Source organism: Sagittula sp. NFXS13 (assembly GCF_040148795.1).
GTDB classification, from domain to species: Bacteria; Pseudomonadota; Alphaproteobacteria; order Rhodobacterales; family Rhodobacteraceae; genus Sagittula; species Sagittula marina.
In genome coordinates, this window is the sequence record NZ_JAGEMH010000005.1 from 148,311 (window position 1) to 165,308 (window position 16,998).

Sequence of the window (16,998 nt, forward strand, 5' to 3'; positions counted from 1 at the left end):
TCACGGGATCACTCGCCCCAGAAGGCGTTTGCCAGCGTCTTGACCGCTTCGATATTGCGCGGTCCCGGCGTGGCCTCGACGTATTCCAGCGTGACGAAACGGTCGTTCTTCACCGCGTCGAGATCGGCGAAGGCCGGATTGGACATCATGAAGTCGCGCTTTTGCTCGGCGGTGACCTCGCCGTAGTTGACGATCACCACGACCTCCGGATTGCGCTCAACCACCTCTTCCCAAGTGACGGTGGCCCAGCTTTTCTCGAAATCGTCCATGATGTTGGTCCCGCCCGCGGCCTCGATCAGGGCCGTGGGCATGGCATAGCGCCCGGCGGTAAAGGGCGTGTCTTCGCCGCTGTCGTAGACAAAGACGCGCAGCGGCTCCCCGGTTTCCAGACCGTCGGCAAAACGCGCCAGGTCTGCGCGGTAGCCCGCAACGAGGTCGTTTGCCTTGTCCTCGACGGCAAAGATGCGTCCGAGGTTCAGCAGGTCGTTGTACATGTCTTCGATGCTGGCCTTGTCCTTGGCCATGATGTGGGTGCAGCTTTCGGTCAGCTCGTAGACCTTGATGCCAAAGGGCGCCAGCGTCTCGGGGGTGACCTCGCCGCCAACTTTCATGCCGTAGTTCCACCCGGCAAAGAAGAAATCTGCGTCGGCGCCCAGCAGTACCTCCTTGGTCGGATATTTGGCGGAAAGCTCTGGCAGTTCTTCGACGCCTTCGCGCATGTCCGCGTCCAGTGTCTTCCACCCTGAAATGCCGGTGTATCCGACCATCTTGTCCGCGAGGCCAAGCACCAGCATCATCTCGGTCAGGTTCACATCGTTGGAGATGGCGCGCTGCGGCGGGGCCTCGAAGGTGACCTCGCGGTTGCAGCTTTCGACGGTGGTGCCAGCGGCAGCAAGGCTGGCGGTGAGCGCCAGGGCAGAGGTGAGGAGAAGCGTCTTCATGAGGTGTACCCTTGGGTCTGAAGATGAAAGGAAAGGTGATCGGTGTTCGAGGGCGCGAGCCGTTCGCGCCGGGCGTCGACCCGGAACACGCGCGATACTGCGCCCTCTGACAGGACGGTATCGGGCGCGCCAAAGCCCACCATGCGGCCCGCGTCGAGCATCAGTATCGTGTCGCAGATCCCCGCTGCGAGGTTGAGGTCATGCAGCGAGGTGACGATGGTCAGCGGCAGGTCGCGGATGAGTTGCAGCACTTCGAGCTGGTGGCGGATGTCGAGATGGTTGGTCGGCTCGTCGAGGATCAGCAGGTGCGGCTCCTGAGCGAGCGCGCGGGCGACCATGACGCGCTGGCGTTCGCCGCCGGACAGCGCGCCCAAATGCCGGTCCGCCAGCCCATGCAGGTCCAACCGGTCGAGGACCTGCGTGATGATCTGCTGATCCCGCGCGCCAGTGCTGCCACCGAAGCCCCGGCGATGCGGCGTGCGCCCCAGCGCCACGATCTGGCCCACGGTCAGGGCAAAGTCACTGGGCTGCTCCTGCAGAACGGCGGCGATGCGCTGTGCCGCGACACGGGCAGACAGCTGCCAGATGTCGTCACCATTCACCGCAACGCGCCCGCTTGCCGGGCGATGATAGCGATAAAGCAGCCGCAACAGCGTCGTCTTGCCTGCACCATTCGGGCCAACGATGCCCAGCACGCGGCCCGGCTCAAGCGCGAAACTCAGGGGATGCACGAGGGTCTTGCCGGTGCGCGTGGCCCAGGACACGCCATCCACCGTCAGGGAAGCGGCGCTCATGAGACCTGCGCCTCGCTCTCCTCAATCACCATCATCGCCGCGGGCACCCTTGCGAGTGTCGTGCGCCGCAGCTTGCCGGGGCGATCCACCGAGGAGCACCAGCCGTCCTGCAGATATGCGTACTGGCGCGCGAAGGCGACGAGGTCTGCGATGTCCGTGGCCGGATCGATGTCGCCGAAAAGATAGGTCGCCTTGCGCGTGCCGTGATAGGCCACGGTGCAGGGGCGGTCGCATCCGGCCATGCAGGCCACGCCGGAAATCTCGAAGTCTTCGGGGACCGCGTCGTCTGCCTCCGCGATGGCGCGGCGCAGTTTGTCGATCAGCTCATAGCCGGGGCGACAATGGTTGCCCTTGTGCTTGCAAGAGGTGCAGACCGTGATCCTGTGGCGTGTCGAAAATGTTGTGCTGGATGCCATGGGGCCCTCCGCCCGGAATACGGGGGGCGCGTGCAAAACCATGTCGTTGCGGGAAAAGCCGCTGTGTCATCATGATCTCCTGACCAGGCACCCCGCCTGATGGGTTGGAATTCCACCCGTGGGATCACGGGCGGTGATGGCAGGTCTCCTGACTTGCGGGTCAACGCTCTCCCGAACCTTCCCGGACGCGGACGTCCAGTGGCCTTTCGGGGTCGCTCACCGCTTACAGTTGCGGGGGCAGTCGCGGACTTGGCACCTTGACAGGCACCGCACCACGTTCCCTTTTCATCCCTGCCGCCAGCGCAGAGCGCGGACGTTCGGGAACCATCTGCCCCTAGATGAGGCATGCGCGCGGTGGATTGCAAGGACGAAAGGCTATGCGATCCAAGATTGATTTTCAGTGGCAACCTACGGTATCCCGTCGTCTCGTTTTCACGGACCGCGGAGCAGACATGACTGCCATTTCCCCCGAACGACTGACCGATATCCGCAAGCTGCGTGGCCTTGGTCGCCCGAAGCTGGCAAAGCTGTCGGGCCTGTCGGAACGCCAGCTTGCACGGCTCGAAGGAGCCTTGCCGATGAAGGACGCGCCGAGCGCGGACATGCTGACGAAGCTGTCCGACACGCTGCGTGTGCGACCGGAGGCCTTCTCTGGCACGGAACCGCTGACCGACGCGGATTTCGATTTCACGCACGGTGTCTCCTGTAGCTGCTGCTGAAGCGGCCTGTCCATTGTGAAGACAGGCCAACCGGGCGCCTCTCCGATCAGGCCGGGACGATCACCCCGGGCAGATCATTGACCAGCATCGTCTCGGACGTCTGGAAGTGGGTGACCGAGCGGTTCGACTGCCCAGCGTGCAGCAGATCGAACGCGGTGTTGATCTGCTCATGCGTCATGTTGTGGGTGATGTAGGGATCGACGTCGAAGTCGCCCCGGAGTCATTCGTCCACCATGTCCGGCAGCTGGCTGCGCCAGAGCAGGCCACCAAAGGCCGACCCGCGCCAGACACGGCCCGTCACAAGCTGAAAGGGCCGCGTCGCGATCTCTTCGCCTGCGCCGGCCACGCCGATCACGGTGCATTCGCTCCAGCCTTTGTGACAGCATTCCAGCGCCGCGCGCATGACGTTGACGTTGCCGATGCATTCAAAGGAATAATCGACGCCGCCGTCTGTCATCTCGACGATGACATCCTGAATGGATTGCGCGAAATCCTTTGGGTTGATGCACTCACGTGCGTCAAGTGACTGCGCCAGCGTGAACTTGTTGGGGTTCGTGTCGATGCCGATGATGCGGGCCGCGCCTTGCATCTTTGCCGCCTGGATCACCGCCATGCCCACCGCTCCGAGGCCGAAGACCGCGACCGTCGCACCCGGTTCCACCTTGGCAGTGTTGCGCACGGCGGCCATGCCCGTCGCGATGGCGCAGCCCATGACGGAGGCCTTCGCCAGCGGTGCTTCCTTGGAGATCTTCGCCAGCGCGATCTCGGGCAGCACGGTGTATTCGCTGAAGGTCGAGGTCCCCATGTAGTGATGGACCATCTGGTCCTTGTAGCTGAACCGCGAGGTGCCGTCGGGCATAAGGCCCTGGCCTTGGGTCTTGCGGATGGTCTGGCAGAGGTTGGTCTTGCCGGACTTGATATAGGGGCAGTTCGGGTCTTCAGGCGTGGAGAGCGGGATCACGTGATCGCCGGGCTTCAGCGAGGTTACGCCGCGCCCCAGCTCCTCGACGATGCCCACGGCGTCGTGGCCGAGCACAGCCGGAAAGAGACCCTCTGGATCAGCACCGGACAGGGTGAACATTTCGGTGTGGCGCAGGCTTGTGGTGACGATGCGAATGAGGATCTCGCCCTCCTTGGGACCGTCGAGGTCGATCTCTTCGATCTCCAGCGGGCGGTTCGCTTCCCAGGCAACGGCGGCACGGGTTTTCATGGCTGTCTCCTTGTCATGTGTCTGGGATTGCTTGTAATGGTATAACACTTTATCCGTGACGCCTTTACCGGGCGGATCGTGTCAAACACCCTGTCTTTCCGGCCAAGGACACCCCCGAGGCCAACACCTACCGCAGGGCTCATGACCCCGGATTGCCGGCGCGAGGTCACCCTAGTCGTCTATCGCGGCTTCAAGACGCTGGAAGCCACCGGCCCGCTCAGCGTGCTGGGCTATGCCTCGCAACACTTGCAGGCGGCGGGCCACAAGGGCGGTTACGATGTGACCATTGCCGCGCCGCGCACAGGGTTGACCCCATCGGATACGGTGATGTCGCTGGAGGCCGAGGTGGTCCTGCGCGATCTCGGCGCCTGCGACACGCATCGAAGAGGTGCTCGACGCCGAGCCGGAGGTGGTGCGCTGGTGTCGCCAATACGGGCGCGAAACAACCCGCTGTGCCGCGCTCTGCACCGCATCGTTTTTCTGGCGGAGGCGGGCTTGCTTGATGGCCAGCGAGCGGCGACCCACTGGAACTACGCCGCGCGGATGCGCCTGCGCTTTCCCGATGTCACTGTCGATGCGGATGCGATCTTTGTTCAGGCGGGCAGCTTCTGGACATCGGCGGGGGTGACGGCGGCGATTGATCTGGCCTTGGCTTTTGTCGAACAGGACTACGGCCGCGATAGCGCGCTGGCCCTCGCGCGCGACATGGTGATGTACCTCAAATGTCCGGGCGAGCAGTCGCAGTTAAGTACGCTGCTCACCGGCCAGTCTGCCGGAGCGACGGCATGGGCGATGTGCTGACGTGGATGAGCGCGCGATTGGATCAGGCTCTTACCCTCGAAGACATCGCCCGCGCCGCTTGTATGAGCGTGCGCAGCCTGACGCACGGGTTCACTGCCGAATTCGGGGCTTCCCTCATGGCCACGCTGGAGCGGCTGCGCTGTGACCGGGCCAAGACGCTTTTGCTTGATACGGACTTACCCCTGAAGACCGTGGCTTTCCGCGCCGGATTCCAGTCGGACGAGCAGGTGCACAAGGCCTTTCGCCGCCGCTTCTCATTATCGCCACGCGACTACCGCGCACGCTTTGCGACCACTCGCTCGGAACCAGCCTAAACGAAAGGCCGGAGCAGCGCCGCAACCGCCGTCACGATCAGCAGACCGGCAAACACCTGCATCACGGGTGCGGCGAGGCTTAGCTTGCCATCGGGATCGAGGCGTACCGCCAGCCGTCCGAGGCCAAGCCCCGCGCCAGCGACGCCGAGGTTGAAGGCCGCAGTTCCAAGGCCCATGGCAAAGGTCGCGATGACCCCTGCAGACAGGATGCCGAAGTGCCAGCAGATCACAAGAAGGAAGAGGGCACCGGAACAGGGCCGCATGGCGATGCTGATCACGAGAGCGCTCATCTCGCGCAGGCTCATTTCCTCGCGGATGTCGGACAATTCCGGGCCATGCGCGTGGCCACAGCCGCAGGCTCCATGGGCATGATCGTGGCCATGGTCATGATGCGCCTGAACCGGACGTTGCCGCCACAGCCCGCGCGCGCCGCGCAAGGCAAGCCACAGTCCAATCAGCCCGATGAACAGGTAGCTGAGCGGGGCAAGTGCCTCCTCGGTCAGGCCAACCAATTGCTCGCTGGTCACGCGGATCAGGCCGATGCCAATCAGCACCAACAGGATCGCGGTGAGCGACTGTCCCAGGCTCGACAGCAGGGTCAACACCGTCAGCCGCCGCATCCGCGCACGGCTGGCCAGCGCCGTGCTGCCCAGCAGAACCTTGCCGTGCCCAGGGCCTATGGCGTGGACCACACCATAAGCAAACGTCAGGACACACAAGGACAACAAAGCGCCCGCTTCGCCGCGTTGCACAGCGCGGACGCCGGTGGCCATTGTGTTCTGGATCTCTCGCTGCGCCTGTGCCGCCCACCACGTCAGCCGCGTGGTATCCAACAGCGTCGCCAGGAGCACAATCACCGCGACAACGGCGAGCAAGATCAAGGTGATGCGTGTCAGGGACATGTCAGCTCGAGCGTTTCGGCAAACAGCCCGCCGACATTGGGGTCGTCGGGGATTTCTTCTCGTGACAGTGCCCGCAGCTGGACTTGCAGCTTGGCGATTTCCTCGTCGGGATCGAAGTGGATTATCTCAAAGCGACACGCGCCTGCCGGACCCTCGACCGCGCTTTTGTCGGTCACGGTGTAAGCGTAATAGTAGTTCGGATCGTAGAGTTTGAGCGTCGCAGTGCGCCCGGTCATGTCAATGGGCTTGCGCAGAGAGAGTGTGAAGCCAACGCCGATCTGGTCGCCGGGCGCCTCCGCCCAGGCCTTCTGCGGACGTGACAAACGGACCTTTTCCCCGTCGATGTGGAGGTATGTGTCACCTTCGTAGTCCGGTGCCCAGTCCGTCTCGCCTTCGATGATGCGGTTCAGATCGGCCTCGTCGAGCGTGCCGTCCCGGTCGGGATCAAGCCCCAGGTTCTGGATGACCATCAGGGTCGTGAAGGCATCGTAGAGCCAGTGGATGCGCACTGCCTCCAACTGGCCGCTGTCATTCAAGACGAAGCTGCCGGTCACATCCACAAAGACATGCGGATGGGCCTCTGTTCTGGAGGGGAGACTGGTCACGAGGGTCACAGCGGCGAGGAGGGTAATGAGGATACGCATGGACGCCAGATGGGGGCGCTTTCGCGCCCCCGTCAAGTCACGCTCAGGACGTGCCAAGACAATCGGCAAGATTTGATCCGAGGTTCCGGATCAGTTGCGGATAAAGGTCAGCCCCCGGTTCCAGATCAGCGCCCAGCGGATCAAGGACACCAAGGGTTGCCTCGGTGCCCCGGAACACGGTGTCGATCATGCTGGCATTGTATTGCGGCTCCGAGAAGGCGCAGGTGATGCCCAGTTCCTGAACCTTGTCGTGGATTTCCTGAATGCGGGCCGGGCTGGGGTCGGAGCTGTCGCCCACACGGATCGAGCCCGCCGCCGGAAAGTCGAACCGGTTTTCGAAATACTGGTAGGCATCGTGGAAGACGACGAAGGCCTGTCCCCGCACCGGTCCAAGGCGGGCCATCACATCGTTGATCGTTGCGTCGACCTGCTGCTGACCTCTGGCGGCATTTGCGCTGTAGGTTTCGGAATTCTCCGGGTCCAACTCGGAGAGTTCAGCGGCAATCACGTCCAGCCAGACACGCGCGTTCTCCGGGTCGAGCCAGGCGTGCGGGTCGTGGCCACCGTGGTGATGGTGGTCGTCGTCATGCGCTTCTTCATGCGCGTGTTCATCATGATCGTGCTCGTCATGATCGTGGTCATCGTGATCCTCATGAGTCTCGGCGTGCTCTTCCTCGACATGTTCGTCATGCCCGTGCTCTTCCGTATGACCCTCGTCACCGTGGCTGTGCTTCTCAAAAGTCGCGCCTTCGCGCACCTCGAGTTCGGTCACCCCCTCGGCTTCGATCAGCTCGACGACATGCGCATCCGAGGCCAGCGCCTCCAGAGGACCTTCGAGCCAAGGCTCCAGATCCTCGCCGATCCAGAAGACCAGATTGGCCGCCTCCAGAGCTTTCGCCTCTGAGGGCCGCATGGAATAGCCGTGCGGCGACGCGCCGGGCTGCACCAGCAGATCTGGGCTGCCTAGATCCCCCATCACCATCGAGACAAGCGAGTGCACGGGCGCAATATCGACAGCGACCTTCGGGACATCCGCCGCAGCGGAGGTGGCGATGCCGATGGCCGAGACGGTTCCGAAAAGCAGGGTGCGGGACATGGAGAACTCCTTGATCTATTTTGCCTAAGGTGTAAATAGTATGTTATAACCTATCAAGTAGAAAAACGAAGACATGAGCCCGGGCGCATGCAGATGAAGCCTTATCAATTTGGACCGCACCCCTCGGAAAGCGCGGTCTCTGCCTGTTTCGCCCGCGCAGAGCGTTTCTTTGAAGGCAAGCGCAAGCGGCTGACGCCGATCCGTCGCCGGGTGCTGGAGACCTTTTCGGTGCAGCGCAGTGCAATGACCGCCTACAAGATCCTCGATCAGCTGAAGACCGACGGCAAGGCGCCGCACACACAGGTCGCCTACCGGGCGCGGGAGTTCCTCGTGGAGTTCGGCTTTGTGCACAAGAACGAACACCTGAACACCTATGTCGCCTGCACCCAGCCGCACGCGCATCACAAGCCGGCCTTCATGATCTGCCGGGCGTGCGACAAAGCCACGGAAGCGGCCTCTCCGGTCTCCGGCGACACGATGCAAAGGCAGGCGCAGGAGACTGGCTTCGTGGTCGCGGCAACAAAACTGAAAGCCGTCGGGATCTGCCCCGGTTGCCTCGACGACGCAGGATCCAAAAGGAACACATGACCCTTTTTACATTTGGCAGCGTTGGGCTGACCTTCGGGGACAGCGCGATCCTCAAATCCGTGTCCTTCGAAATGGCCGCAGGCGAAATCGTTACCATCGTCGGGCCGAACGGCTCCGGCAAATCGACGCTGCTGCGGCTGTTGATCGGCTCCATCGCGCCGAGCACCGGGCGGATCACCCGTCAGGCAGGTCTTCGCATCGGGTATGTGCCGCAGAAGCTGGCGCTCGATCCGACCTTGCCGATGACTGTAGACCGATTGTTGAGCTTGCGACGGCGCGTGAGCCGCGCGCGGATCGTGCAAGCGCTTGAGGAGGCCGGCGTTCCGGGCTTTGAGCGCCGCCAGATCAGCGCCTTGTCCGGGGGACAATTGCAGCGCGTGATGCTGGCGCGCGCGCTGCTGGGTGAACCCGATCTGCTGGTTCTGGATGAGGCAACCCAAGGCCTGGATCAACCGGGCGTGGCGGCCTTCTACCGCCAGATCGAAGCGGTGCGGCAAGAGCATGGCTGCGGTATCTTGATGGTCAGCCATGATCTTCATGTGGTCATGAGCGCCTCTGACCGGGTGATCTGCCTGAACGGGCATATCTGCTGCCAAGGCACGCCGCAGCATGTGGTCTCCGCCCCGGAGTATCGTGCCCTGTTTGGTGAAGGCACCGGCGGCGCGCTGGCGCTCTACTCGCACCATCATGACCACCGGCATGACCACCGGCATGACCACAAGGAAGGTGCGCAATGAGTTGGGCAGACGCAATACTCGACGATTTCGTTTTGCGCGCCATTCTCGCCGGTATCGGGCTGGCGTTCGCAGCGGCGCCTTTGGGATGTTTCGTGGTCTGGCGGCACATGGCCTGTTTCGGCGATGCCACGGCGCATGCTGCGATCTTTGGCGTGGCGCTGTCGCTGACATTTTCCGTATCGATCTTCATGGGGGTGATGGGGGTGGCGTTGGTGATGGCCTTCACCGTCTCCACACTCGGCGGACGCGGCTTTGCAATGGATACGATGCTGGGCGTGCTGGCGCATTCTGCGCTGGCCTTCGGCCTCGTTGCCGCGTCCTTTCTGTCGGGCATCCGGATCGACCTGATGGCTTATCTTTTCGGCGACATCCTCGCGGTGATGCCGCGCGATCTGGGTGTGATCTGGGGCGGCGGCGCGCTGGTCGTTGGTCTGCTGATCTGGCGTTGGTCGGCCCTGCTGACATCGACGCTCAACCCCGATCTGGCCTATGCCGAGGGGGTGGATCCCCGGCGCGAGCAGATGGTGCTGAACGTGGCCTTGGCTATCGTGGTGGCCGTCGCGATCAAGGTAGTGGGCGCCTTGCTTATAACCGCGATGCTGATCATCCCCGCCGCCGCCGCACGCCCGCTGACCCGCACGCCCGAGACCATGGCCCTGTTGGCCGGAGGGCTGGCCTCTGCCTCCGTGGTCGGAGGCATTCGCGCGGCCTGGGTCTTCGACACGCCGACCGGCCCGACAATCGTCTGCGTCGTGGTTGGGGTCTTTGCCCTGTCGGTGAATGTCGGTCAGATTTTGGCGCGGCGATAAGGCGGCGACCCCGGTGTGGGGATGCGCTGTCTCGGTTCACGTAGTCCACGGCGATTTCTTCCTCGGGATAGGCAATCGGCGGAGAGCGCTGCAGCACCCCCGCATCGTCGCGTTTGTAGCAAAAGCCCTTATCGATCTTGGGCACCGCGCCGGTCTTGTCCGTGAGGCTCACCCAGCCCATCCATAGCGCAACATCGCCCTGAATGAACTCGGCTGCGGTTTCGCTCTCCATCGACCGCCAGCTCTGGATCGCGAAGCCCGCGTCCAGCGGATAACCACATCGGCGAATTCGATCTGGTCGGTCAGCAAGCTTACGAGACAGCGATCGTCCTGTTCGCCAAGGCTCTCGCCCCGGCCGGTCAGAAAATCATGGCTGGAATGGTCATTGCGCAGGTTCACCGGAGCCACCTCCGTCACCATTTTATCAAGCCGCGCCACATCGGACAGGCTCTCGCCCGGCTCGTCGCGGAAATCGAAGCTCTCGACGCGTTATTCGGGAACTCGACCAGCCACTCACCAGGCGGAGTTCATTCCGTGCGCCAGTCAGATCACCTCTCTTGTTTTACGATTTTAGCAGTTATTGTTGCATGATGGCGGGGCAAGGATTGTACGCCACTGGGTCAGGATGGACCGCTCCCGAGTATGGTCCGCTGACCGTCAGTCAGGGTCTTGCGTAAAGAAAGAGCCCGAGAGGTGCCCCGGGCTTTCTTCGATACTGAACGGAGTTCCAAAGGGCCCGCAAATAATCCGGCAGATCAATCGCCCGAATGACAGGCGTTGGTTAGGCATGACAAGACAAGGTAGAGAAATTTCATGCATAATGTGATTGGGATCGACGTGTCCAAGGCAACTCTGGATGCGTATTGTCTGACAAGAAACAAGCATCGACAAGGCGTGAACGCGACCGACGGGTTGGTTTCACTCTTCGATCGCGTTTCCATGACCGGGCGTTCATCGTCTTCGAAGGTAAGGCGGACACGGCGACGATCCGAGGGATTCTTGCCCAGCCGAACGAATCCTGACTGTTTGTTTGAAACGCATGTTGTCAATCCACGGCAGGCGCGATGATGCGCCGAAGCCATGGGCCGTGCCGCCAAGGTGGATCGTCTGGACGTCGAGATGCTGGCGAGAAAGGGAAGCGCCCTGTAACAAAGCCACGCAAACGCATTCCGCCGCCCTAGGCAACCTTCGCGAGTTAATTTTTTTGCGCAGCGGCGTGATCAAGGGTCGCACCGCAGCCAAGACACGGCCGAAGATCGAAATGCTTGCGATGCTGCGACGTCTGCTCATCCAGTGATTGGGCCAAATCGAACCGCAGCTGGCGCGAGTGGCTGCCGCCATGAAGGCGATCGTGCGCTCTGTTCTCAGACTGACCGATCGTTTCGAAATCTTGGCCAGCATTCCCGACATTTCGACGACGTCAGCGGTCGTTTTGCTCGCAGATATGCCGGGAGCGGCGCGATCAAGCGCTTGACCCTGCCGTGCAGCGTAGGTCCGGTCCGAGCCCAAGATACGAAATGCTGCAGAGTGGTCTAATGGCCGCTTCGACGGACCTTTCGCCATCTCAGCTTGGCGGCTTTGAAACAGCGCCAGACAGCCTATCTGGTTCGTTCGGCCTGCTTGCTCTCGCGAGGCTGGCAATGGTTCAGCCCGTCAATCAAGATAGGGTGCCAGTACATCTTCGACCCAGGCCATGAACAAGCGAACCCGCCGCGACAGGTTGCGACGGTGTGCCACCACAAGGCTGACCTCCAGCGGTTCGGGTCTGAGGTCTGGCAATACCTCAACCAACGCACCGCTTTCCAGATGTGCGTGGATGCCGGTATGGGCGGCCTGGATCAGGCCCAGACCCGCGAGACCTGCGGCCTCATAGGTCTGCACGCTGTTCACTTGCAATGCGCCGGGCAATGGCAGCGTCGCGTAGTCATCGCCGTCGGGATGTTCCCAGCCGTAGGGCCGCGCGCCAAGGGTTCGGCTGTAATGGATGGTTCTGTGACCTTGTTGCCGGAGATCATCCAACGATAACGGGGTGCCATGTTGCGCCAGATAGGCGGGGCTTGCGGCATTCACCATGCGCAGCCGCCCCACGGGGCGGGCGATCAGGGTGTCGTCTCCGATCGGGCCGATCCGCAGCACGCAGTCGAACCCCTCGTCGACAAGATCCACCTGCCGGTCGGTGCTGGACAGTTCCAGCTCCAGATCCGGGTACAAGGCCATGAAACCCGGCAAGGCGGGCACCAGCGTCGAGCGCGCCAGTTCGGTCGGAAAATCCACCCGCAACCGTCCCCGCAGCGCCACATCATCGCCTGCGAACATCGTGCTCATGTCGTCGAAATCGCTTAGCAGGTCGCGCGCGCGCTGGTAGAAGCTGCGCCCGTCCTCGGTCAATTGCACAGTGCGCGTCGTGCGGTGCAACAGCCTGACGCCCAGCTCTTCCTCAAGCTGCCGCACCACGGTCGAGGTCCGGCCCTTCTGCGTGCCCAGGCTTTCGGCCGCACGGCTGAAGCTGCGCATTTCGGCGACACGCAGAAAGATCTGAAGGTGTTCCAGGCTGTGCATCCGGGGGTCGCCATTGTTTCTTTTGAGGTGAACAGTACGTTCTTATTTGCATGATTTACAGGCCCAATGTGGAGGGGTAGATAGGGGAGCAGAAGAAAACTCCACAAGGCCCCACATCATGTCAGACAGATCGAAATCAGACGGCCTGCACCGGCTTGGACGCGCAGCCAGCGCGCTGGCTGTCGTGGCCCTGCTTGCCGACGGCATCGTGCAATTCCTTGTTCCCGCGCTGGCGGGCCCGATGTTGGACGAGGCCGGGTTCGATACCGGCATGGCCCCGCTTCTGGGCACTCTGATGATCGGCTGTGCCGTCCTTTATGCCCTTCCGAAAACAGCCGTGCTTGGCGCGATCCTGACGACCGGATTCCTGGGCGGCGCGATCTGCGCACATGTCCGACTGGGCGAGATCGGGTCCCCGCCCGAAATCATCTCGCTGGTGCTGGGTGTGCTGGTCTGGGGCGGCCTCTGGCTGCGCGATCCACGCCTGCGCACGCCGCTCCCGATCCGCAGCACCACCTGATCCATCCCTCTGAAAGCGGCGCCACAGGGATCCCCTGCGGCCTGCGCCTCCCCCTCGAATCTCAAGGAAAACCTCATGACCAAAGACACCATCACCACCGCCATCGTTTACCATTCCGGCTATGGCCACACCCTGCGAGTGGCCGAAGCGGTCGCCCAAGGCGCGAACGGCACGCTGATCCCCATCGACGCCGAAGGCAACATCCCCGACGCGGCGTGGGAGACACTGCTGAACGCGGATGCCATCATCTTCGGGTCGCCGACCTACATGGGTGGTCCAAGCTGGCAGTTCAAAAAGTTCGCCGATGCCTCCTCCAAGCCTTGGTTCGCGGCAGAGTGGGAAGACAAGATCATGGGCGGCTTCACCAATTCCGCCAGCCTTAACGGCGACAAGCTGAACACGCTGCAATACTTCATGTTGCTTGCCGGTCAGCACGGCGGGCACTGGGTGTCGCTTGCGATCAAGCCTGCCAACACCAAGGCGGCCAAGCGCGATGACTTGAACAGGATGGGCGCCTATGCCGGCCTCATGACCCAGGCCGATGCCGATGCCGCCCCTGAAGAGATGTCGACGGGTGATCTGGAAACCGCGCGTCTTTACGGCGCTCGCGTGGCGAAGGTCGCCGCACAGTTCGCCGCGGCGCGGACAGCTCTGTAATGCGGGAGCATTAAATGAAAGATACCGATGACACTCTCTTCATCGGCGGGCACTGGTTGCCCGCCAATGGCGGAGAAACCTACACCTGCCTCGATCCTTACACGGGCCAGACGGCGACCCGCGCCTCGGCAGCCCGCACGCTTGACGTTGACCGCGCGGTCGAGGCCGCGCAGCGCGCTTTCGCCCCCTGGGCCGCATTGTCGCCCCATGTGCGGGGTGACTATCTGATGGCCACGGCCGATGCGGTACAGGCCCGCGCCGGCGAAATATCTGCCGCGATCACGGTCGAAATGGGCGGCCCTGCCGCCTGGGGCACCTACAACGTCAAGGTGCTGTGCGAGAAACTGCGCTTTGCGGCGGGCGCTGCCTATCAGGGGCTGACCGGCGAGGCGATCCCGTCGAACACCCCTGACCGCACCATGATGGCCATCCGAAAGCCGGCGGGCGTCGTCGTGAGCATCATTCCCTGGAACGCACCTGCGCTGCTCGTCGGGGCTTCGGTGCCGGCCGCGCTGGTGGTCGGCAATACCGTGGTGATGAAGGCCTCGGAACAGACACCGCTGACCCACACGCTGGTCACACAGTGCTTTGCCGATGCGGGGATCCCCGACGGCGTCCTCAACCTGATCACGAACGCACCGGACAATGCGGCCGAAGTGGTCGATGCCCTGATCGCCCACCGGGACGTGCGCCGGGTTCACTTTACCGGGTCGACGCAGATCGGACGCATCGTCGCCCAGAAGGCAGGGGCGCATCTGAAACCTGCGGTGCTGGAACTGGGCGGCAAGGCACCCTGCATCGTGCTGGCAGATGCCGACCTCGACCGGGCGGTCAGCGCAGCCGCTTTCGGCTCCTTTGCCAACGCCGGTCAGGGGTGCCTGTCGACAGAGCGCATCATCGTGGATCGTTCCATTGCCGATGCCTTCTGTGACCGCCTTGCCGCGCTGGCGAAGACCGTTCCTTACGGGGATCCGCGCCGGGACGGCACGGTTCTGGGCCCTGTGATCAACGAGGCCGCAGTGACACGCCTGCGCGAAATGACCGAGGATGCTGTCGCCAGGGGGGCGGAATGCCTTGCCGGCGGAACCGCCGAAGGGCGCGTCTTTGCCCCGACCGTGCTGAAGGGCGTCACGTCCCAGATGAGGGTATACCAAGAGGAAAGCTTTGGCCCCATGGCGAGTGTCGTCATCGTGGACGGCCCCGAAGACGCCCTGCGGGTGGCCAACGACAACGACTACGGCCTTTCCTCTGCAATCTTCACTCGCGACGTGACGCTGGCGCTCGACATGGCCAAACGTCTGAACGCGGGGATGTCGCATATCAACGGCACGACGCTGGATGACGAACCGCAGATCCCCTTCGGCGGCGTCAGGGACAGTGGCTATGGCCGCTCGGGCGGCGCCATTGGCTTTGAGGCGTTCACCGAAATTCAGTGGATTTCCATCGAAGGGCCGAACGCAGGGCGCTACCCTATCGCGGAATAGCGGCCCGAATGCGGTTGGTTCGTACCGCGAAGAGTATCGGTTTGCCAAAGCGAATCCATTGATGGAACATTTTGGGAAAGCGTCCAAAACCAGCCGTTGGCGCACTTGCAGCGCAATGGGGCTTCGTCCCGCAAAGCTGACCTTGGCCCGCCAGAGCATGCTGCACGACGCGACCGATGCCCGGTTCGGCGAAGTTGCACCGCAGCGAGGCCCACCTCGGAGAGGGTTCGCAGAGGGTCGTGTGCGTCACGACACCGGCTTGGAAGGCTGCCGCACCGCCGCATGACCGCTTCTCACCGTTTCCGTGGAAAACACACCCGTTCGCGAGCACAGAATTTCGTCGCCTGAGTTGGGCGGGAGCGGCTTTCCTGTCGGGTGTTTCGCGGTTGCTGCGGTGCGGGAAGGATCTTGGCCAGCTTGCGGAGGTTACGGGCGGTTGCTGCGAGGAGGAAGTCGTCATTTGCGTCGCATGGGCCGCGAAATGGGAGCTGGTTGAGGCAGCGGATCCATTTGAGGTGGGCAAAGAGCATCTCGACCTACTTTCGCAGCTTCATCGAGATGGCGTATTGGTCGGTTTGGGCGATGTCGTGGGCGACCTGACGGGCGTCTTCATGTTCCTCGCGGGTGATCTTACGTGCATCCACGTTCGGGCAGCATTTCGCCTGGGAAGGACATGCCTTGGGGTCAGGACTCATAGCCAGCAGATGACGCGTGCTGCGAGAGCGATGGCTGACAGGCAGACCTTCGGGCATCTGCCGTAGCGGGTTGCCACACGGGGCCAATCCTTCAACCTGCCGAACATGATCTTGTATCGCTGCCCGGCAGGGCATCACGGTACGTGATGTCCCGAGAGGTGCGGTTCCGGCGTTTGTACCGGCGCTTGTCGCTCGCCCGGAAGGGTATTGCGAAGCAATGTCCCGAGAGGGGTACTTTACCGGTTCCTTCCTCTGCCTCCGGCCAGGGATGCATATTGCACGTCCCCAAACTGCGGCCGGGCCTTGGGACTGGGCGTCCTTGGCTCTCTCAGCGGGACGTGCGGCGCAAAAGGTAGCTGTCCATGATCCATCCGAATTGAGCGCGAGCGTCGCTTCGGGTTTGAATGATTTCGTCGCAAACCTCGTCGAGCGGACCGTGAATGAGGATCTGGTTCCTTGTTCCCAGGTAGGCGCCCCACCAGATGTGTAGCCCATCGGGTGGGAGGTCCTTAAAGGCACACTCCCCGTCGAGCATCACCACTGTCGTATCGCCCTGAGGCAACCCGAGTGTGCGCAAACGGCGCCCGGTGGTGACATGCACTGCGCCGTTGACGGTGTTTAGCGGGATCGCATGCGCTGCCGTCAACGCCTGTATCGCAGTGATGCCGGGGATCACGCGCACCTTGGGTTCGGGTGTCAGCCGCGCGGCAATACGCAACGTGCTGTCATACAGAGACGGGTCCCCCCAGACCAAAAGCGCCACGGGGCCATCGACCTGGGCCGTATCCAGCGCAGCCGCCCAGCGGTTTGCGATCTCGTCATGCCAGAGCGCGACACGCTCCTGATAAGGCAAAGCGGGATCGCGTTCGGGATAGTCGAAATGCACCACTTTGGCCCGGGTTTCGCTGGCCGCGATGATTTGATGACGCACCTCTGCCAGATCGTCCTTGCCAGCACCCTTGCGGGGCACAAGGATGAGGGCGGCATCCCGCAAGGCGGCCACCCCCTCCAGCGTGATATGCGACAGGCTGCCGGTGCCGATGCCGATCAGCCAGATGTCTTTGGGTGCGCGTATCATGGTCGTCTTTCGATCACAAAAACTCCGGACCGCC

Annotated in this window: 18 protein-coding genes, 5 pseudogenes and 1 riboswitch; of the genes and pseudogenes, 9 read left to right on the forward strand and 14 right to left on the reverse strand. The window is 62.7% G+C overall.

Features of this window, described 5'->3' with window-relative positions; translation table 11 throughout:
• Positions 1–8 precede the first annotated feature (8 nt).
• Genes J4E08_RS12865 through J4E08_RS12875 form a run of 3 tightly spaced genes read right to left on the reverse strand, consistent with a single transcriptional unit; the run spans position 9 to position 2,151 of the window.
• The gene (locus J4E08_RS12865) at positions 9–941 is read right to left on the reverse strand and encodes an ABC transporter substrate-binding protein (protein ID WP_349538839.1); all 933 of its coding nucleotides are present in this window, start codon (positions 939–941) and stop codon (positions 9–11) included.
• Entirely contained in the window at positions 938–1,735 is a 798-nt protein-coding gene (locus J4E08_RS12870; protein ID WP_349538840.1) for an ABC transporter ATP-binding protein, read from the reverse strand. The genes J4E08_RS12865 and J4E08_RS12870 overlap by 4 nt, the downstream gene beginning before the upstream one ends.
• Complete coding sequence (locus J4E08_RS12875) at positions 1,732–2,151, reverse strand: DUF1636 family protein (RefSeq protein WP_349538841.1); 420 nt, start codon at positions 2,149–2,151, stop codon at positions 1,732–1,734. Before J4E08_RS12875 ends, J4E08_RS12870 begins: the two co-directional genes overlap by 4 nt.
• Positions 2,152–2,272: 121 nt before the next feature.
• Positions 2,273–2,493, reverse strand: a riboswitch (cobalamin riboswitch).
• 110 nt (positions 2,494–2,603) lie between these two features.
• Between J4E08_RS12875 and J4E08_RS12880 the strand changes: the two genes are divergently transcribed.
• On the forward strand, positions 2,604–2,870 hold the full coding sequence (locus tag J4E08_RS12880) for a helix-turn-helix domain-containing protein (RefSeq protein ID WP_349538842.1): 267 nt from the start codon (positions 2,604–2,606) through the stop codon (positions 2,868–2,870).
• Positions 2,871–2,916: 46 nt separating this feature from the next.
• Here J4E08_RS12880 and J4E08_RS12885 read toward each other — a convergent pair.
• A pseudogene (locus J4E08_RS12885) lies at positions 2,917–4,080 on the reverse strand (S-(hydroxymethyl)glutathione dehydrogenase/class III alcohol dehydrogenase).
• Positions 4,081–4,221: 141 nt separating this feature from the next.
• Here J4E08_RS12885 and J4E08_RS12890 point away from each other — a divergent pair.
• The gene (locus J4E08_RS12890; protein WP_349538843.1) at positions 4,222–4,881 is read left to right on the forward strand and encodes an AraC family transcriptional regulator; all 660 of its coding nucleotides are present in this window, start codon (positions 4,222–4,224) and stop codon (positions 4,879–4,881) included.
• Positions 4,866–5,195, forward strand: coding sequence for a helix-turn-helix domain-containing protein (locus J4E08_RS12895; RefSeq protein WP_349538844.1), 330 nt, complete (start codon positions 4,866–4,868; stop codon positions 5,193–5,195). The genes J4E08_RS12890 and J4E08_RS12895 overlap by 16 nt, the downstream gene beginning before the upstream one ends.
• Here the strand turns inward: J4E08_RS12895 and J4E08_RS12900 are convergent.
• Genes J4E08_RS12900 through J4E08_RS12910 form a run of 3 tightly spaced genes read right to left on the reverse strand, consistent with a single transcriptional unit; the run spans position 5,192 to position 7,837 of the window.
• Positions 5,192–6,097: a nickel/cobalt transporter gene (locus tag J4E08_RS12900; RefSeq protein ID WP_349538845.1), complete on the reverse strand. Its 906-nt coding sequence runs from the start codon at positions 6,095–6,097 to the stop codon at positions 5,192–5,194. The two genes, J4E08_RS12895 and J4E08_RS12900, sit on opposite strands and share 4 nt — an antisense overlap.
• Positions 6,088–6,741 carry a DUF1007 family protein gene (locus J4E08_RS12905; protein ID WP_349538847.1) on the reverse strand — a complete coding sequence of 218 codons (654 nt, stop codon included), beginning with the start codon at positions 6,739–6,741 and terminating at the stop codon, positions 6,088–6,090. Before J4E08_RS12905 ends, J4E08_RS12900 begins: the two co-directional genes overlap by 10 nt.
• Positions 6,742–6,784: 43 nt before the next feature.
• Entirely contained in the window at positions 6,785–7,837 is a 1,053-nt protein-coding gene (locus tag J4E08_RS12910; protein ID WP_349538848.1) for a zinc ABC transporter substrate-binding protein, read from the reverse strand.
• 93 nt (positions 7,838–7,930) lie between these two features.
• Between J4E08_RS12910 and J4E08_RS12915 the strand changes: the two genes are divergently transcribed.
• The 3 genes from J4E08_RS12915 to J4E08_RS12925 are packed head-to-tail and all read left to right on the forward strand — an operon-like array spanning position 7,931 to position 9,971.
• Positions 7,931–8,425 (forward strand): transcriptional repressor, encoded by a 495-nt coding sequence (locus tag J4E08_RS12915; RefSeq protein WP_349538849.1) that lies wholly within the window; start codon positions 7,931–7,933, stop codon positions 8,423–8,425.
• Complete coding sequence (locus tag J4E08_RS12920) at positions 8,422–9,162, forward strand: ATP-binding cassette domain-containing protein (protein ID WP_349538850.1); 741 nt, start codon at positions 8,422–8,424, stop codon at positions 9,160–9,162. Before J4E08_RS12915 ends, J4E08_RS12920 begins: the two co-directional genes overlap by 4 nt.
• Complete coding sequence (locus J4E08_RS12925) at positions 9,159–9,971, forward strand: metal ABC transporter permease (RefSeq protein ID WP_349538851.1); 813 nt, start codon at positions 9,159–9,161, stop codon at positions 9,969–9,971. The genes J4E08_RS12920 and J4E08_RS12925 overlap by 4 nt, the downstream gene beginning before the upstream one ends.
• 151 nt (positions 9,972–10,122) lie before the next feature.
• On the opposite strand, the pseudogene J4E08_RS24530 reads toward J4E08_RS12925, so the two are convergent.
• The 4 genes and pseudogenes from J4E08_RS24530 to J4E08_RS12940 form a co-directional block, all read right to left on the reverse strand.
• A pseudogene (locus J4E08_RS24530) lies at positions 10,123–10,203 on the reverse strand (phosphoribosyl-AMP cyclohydrolase); the annotation flags it as partial.
• Positions 10,204–10,241: 38 nt separating this feature from the next.
• Positions 10,242–10,451, reverse strand: a pseudogene (locus J4E08_RS12930) (GTP-binding protein); the annotation flags it as partial.
• A 471-nt stretch (positions 10,452–10,922) separates the two neighbouring features.
• Positions 10,923–11,372: a hypothetical protein gene (locus J4E08_RS12935; RefSeq protein ID WP_349538852.1), complete on the reverse strand. Its 450-nt coding sequence runs from the start codon at positions 11,370–11,372 to the stop codon at positions 10,923–10,925.
• A 252-nt stretch (positions 11,373–11,624) separates the two neighbouring features.
• Positions 11,625–12,530 (reverse strand): LysR family transcriptional regulator, encoded by a 906-nt coding sequence (locus tag J4E08_RS12940; protein WP_349538853.1) that lies wholly within the window; start codon positions 12,528–12,530, stop codon positions 11,625–11,627.
• 118 nt (positions 12,531–12,648) lie between these two features.
• Between J4E08_RS12940 and J4E08_RS12945 the strand changes: the two genes are divergently transcribed.
• From J4E08_RS12945 to J4E08_RS12955, 3 genes are all read left to right on the forward strand, one after another.
• Positions 12,649–13,050, forward strand: coding sequence for a DoxX family protein (locus J4E08_RS12945; protein WP_349538854.1), 402 nt, complete (start codon positions 12,649–12,651; stop codon positions 13,048–13,050).
• Between the two features lie 75 nt (positions 13,051–13,125).
• Positions 13,126–13,707, forward strand: a complete 582-nt coding sequence (locus J4E08_RS12950) for a flavodoxin family protein (protein WP_349538855.1) — start codon at positions 13,126–13,128, stop codon at positions 13,705–13,707.
• 14 nt (positions 13,708–13,721) lie between these two features.
• Positions 13,722–15,191, forward strand: a complete 1,470-nt coding sequence (locus J4E08_RS12955) for an aldehyde dehydrogenase family protein (RefSeq protein WP_349538856.1) — start codon at positions 13,722–13,724, stop codon at positions 15,189–15,191.
• A 380-nt stretch (positions 15,192–15,571) separates the two neighbouring features.
• Here the strand turns inward: J4E08_RS12955 and J4E08_RS12960 are convergent.
• From J4E08_RS12960 to cobF, 3 genes and pseudogenes are all read right to left on the reverse strand, one after another.
• Positions 15,572–15,871: pseudogene (locus J4E08_RS12960) on the reverse strand (transposase); the annotation flags it as partial.
• Positions 15,872–15,882: 11 nt separating this feature from the next.
• Positions 15,883–16,159, reverse strand: a pseudogene (locus J4E08_RS12965) (hypothetical protein); the annotation flags it as partial.
• A 55-nt stretch (positions 16,160–16,214) separates the two neighbouring features.
• A complete protein-coding gene (gene cobF, locus J4E08_RS12970; protein ID WP_349538857.1) occupies positions 16,215–16,964 on the reverse strand; it encodes a precorrin-6A synthase (deacetylating) in 750 nt (249 codons plus the stop codon).
• Positions 16,965–16,998 lie beyond the last annotated feature (34 nt).

What these genes read in the sequence shown, in the direction of transcription:
- J4E08_RS12940 (WP_349538853.1), bottom strand. Translation starts at nt 12,530, where the DNA reads ATGCACAGCCTGGAACACCTTCAGATCTTTCTGCGTGTCGCCGAAATG.
- J4E08_RS12880 (WP_349538842.1), top strand. Translation starts at nt 2,604, where the DNA reads ATGACTGCCATTTCCCCCGAACGACTGACCGATATCCGCAAGCTGCGT.
- J4E08_RS12910 (WP_349538848.1), bottom strand. Translation starts at nt 7,837, where the DNA reads ATGTCCCGCACCCTGCTTTTCGGAACCGTCTCGGCCATCGGCATCGCC.
- J4E08_RS12935 (WP_349538852.1), bottom strand. Translation starts at nt 11,372, where the DNA reads ATGCTGGCCAAGATTTCGAAACGATCGGTCAGTCTGAGAACAGAGCGC.
- J4E08_RS12955 (WP_349538856.1), top strand. Translation starts at nt 13,722, where the DNA reads ATGAAAGATACCGATGACACTCTCTTCATCGGCGGGCACTGGTTGCCC.
- J4E08_RS12875 (WP_349538841.1), bottom strand. Translation starts at nt 2,151, where the DNA reads ATGGCATCCAGCACAACATTTTCGACACGCCACAGGATCACGGTCTGC.
- J4E08_RS12915 (WP_349538849.1), top strand. Translation starts at nt 7,931, where the DNA reads ATGAAGCCTTATCAATTTGGACCGCACCCCTCGGAAAGCGCGGTCTCT.
- J4E08_RS12870 (WP_349538840.1), bottom strand. Translation starts at nt 1,735, where the DNA reads ATGAGCGCCGCTTCCCTGACGGTGGATGGCGTGTCCTGGGCCACGCGC.
- J4E08_RS12925 (WP_349538851.1), top strand. Translation starts at nt 9,159, where the DNA reads ATGAGTTGGGCAGACGCAATACTCGACGATTTCGTTTTGCGCGCCATT.
- J4E08_RS12920 (WP_349538850.1), top strand. Translation starts at nt 8,422, where the DNA reads ATGACCCTTTTTACATTTGGCAGCGTTGGGCTGACCTTCGGGGACAGC.
- J4E08_RS12950 (WP_349538855.1), top strand. Translation starts at nt 13,126, where the DNA reads ATGACCAAAGACACCATCACCACCGCCATCGTTTACCATTCCGGCTAT.
- J4E08_RS12900 (WP_349538845.1), bottom strand. Translation starts at nt 6,097, where the DNA reads ATGTCCCTGACACGCATCACCTTGATCTTGCTCGCCGTTGTCGCGGTG.
- J4E08_RS12895 (WP_349538844.1), top strand. Translation starts at nt 4,866, where the DNA reads ATGGGCGATGTGCTGACGTGGATGAGCGCGCGATTGGATCAGGCTCTT.
- J4E08_RS12890 (WP_349538843.1), top strand. Translation starts at nt 4,222, where the DNA reads ATGACCCCGGATTGCCGGCGCGAGGTCACCCTAGTCGTCTATCGCGGC.
- J4E08_RS12865 (WP_349538839.1), bottom strand. Translation starts at nt 941, where the DNA reads ATGAAGACGCTTCTCCTCACCTCTGCCCTGGCGCTCACCGCCAGCCTT.
- J4E08_RS12905 (WP_349538847.1), bottom strand. Translation starts at nt 6,741, where the DNA reads ATGCGTATCCTCATTACCCTCCTCGCCGCTGTGACCCTCGTGACCAGT.
- J4E08_RS12945 (WP_349538854.1), top strand. Translation starts at nt 12,649, where the DNA reads ATGTCAGACAGATCGAAATCAGACGGCCTGCACCGGCTTGGACGCGCA.
- cobF (WP_349538857.1), bottom strand. Translation starts at nt 16,964, where the DNA reads ATGATACGCGCACCCAAAGACATCTGGCTGATCGGCATCGGCACCGGC.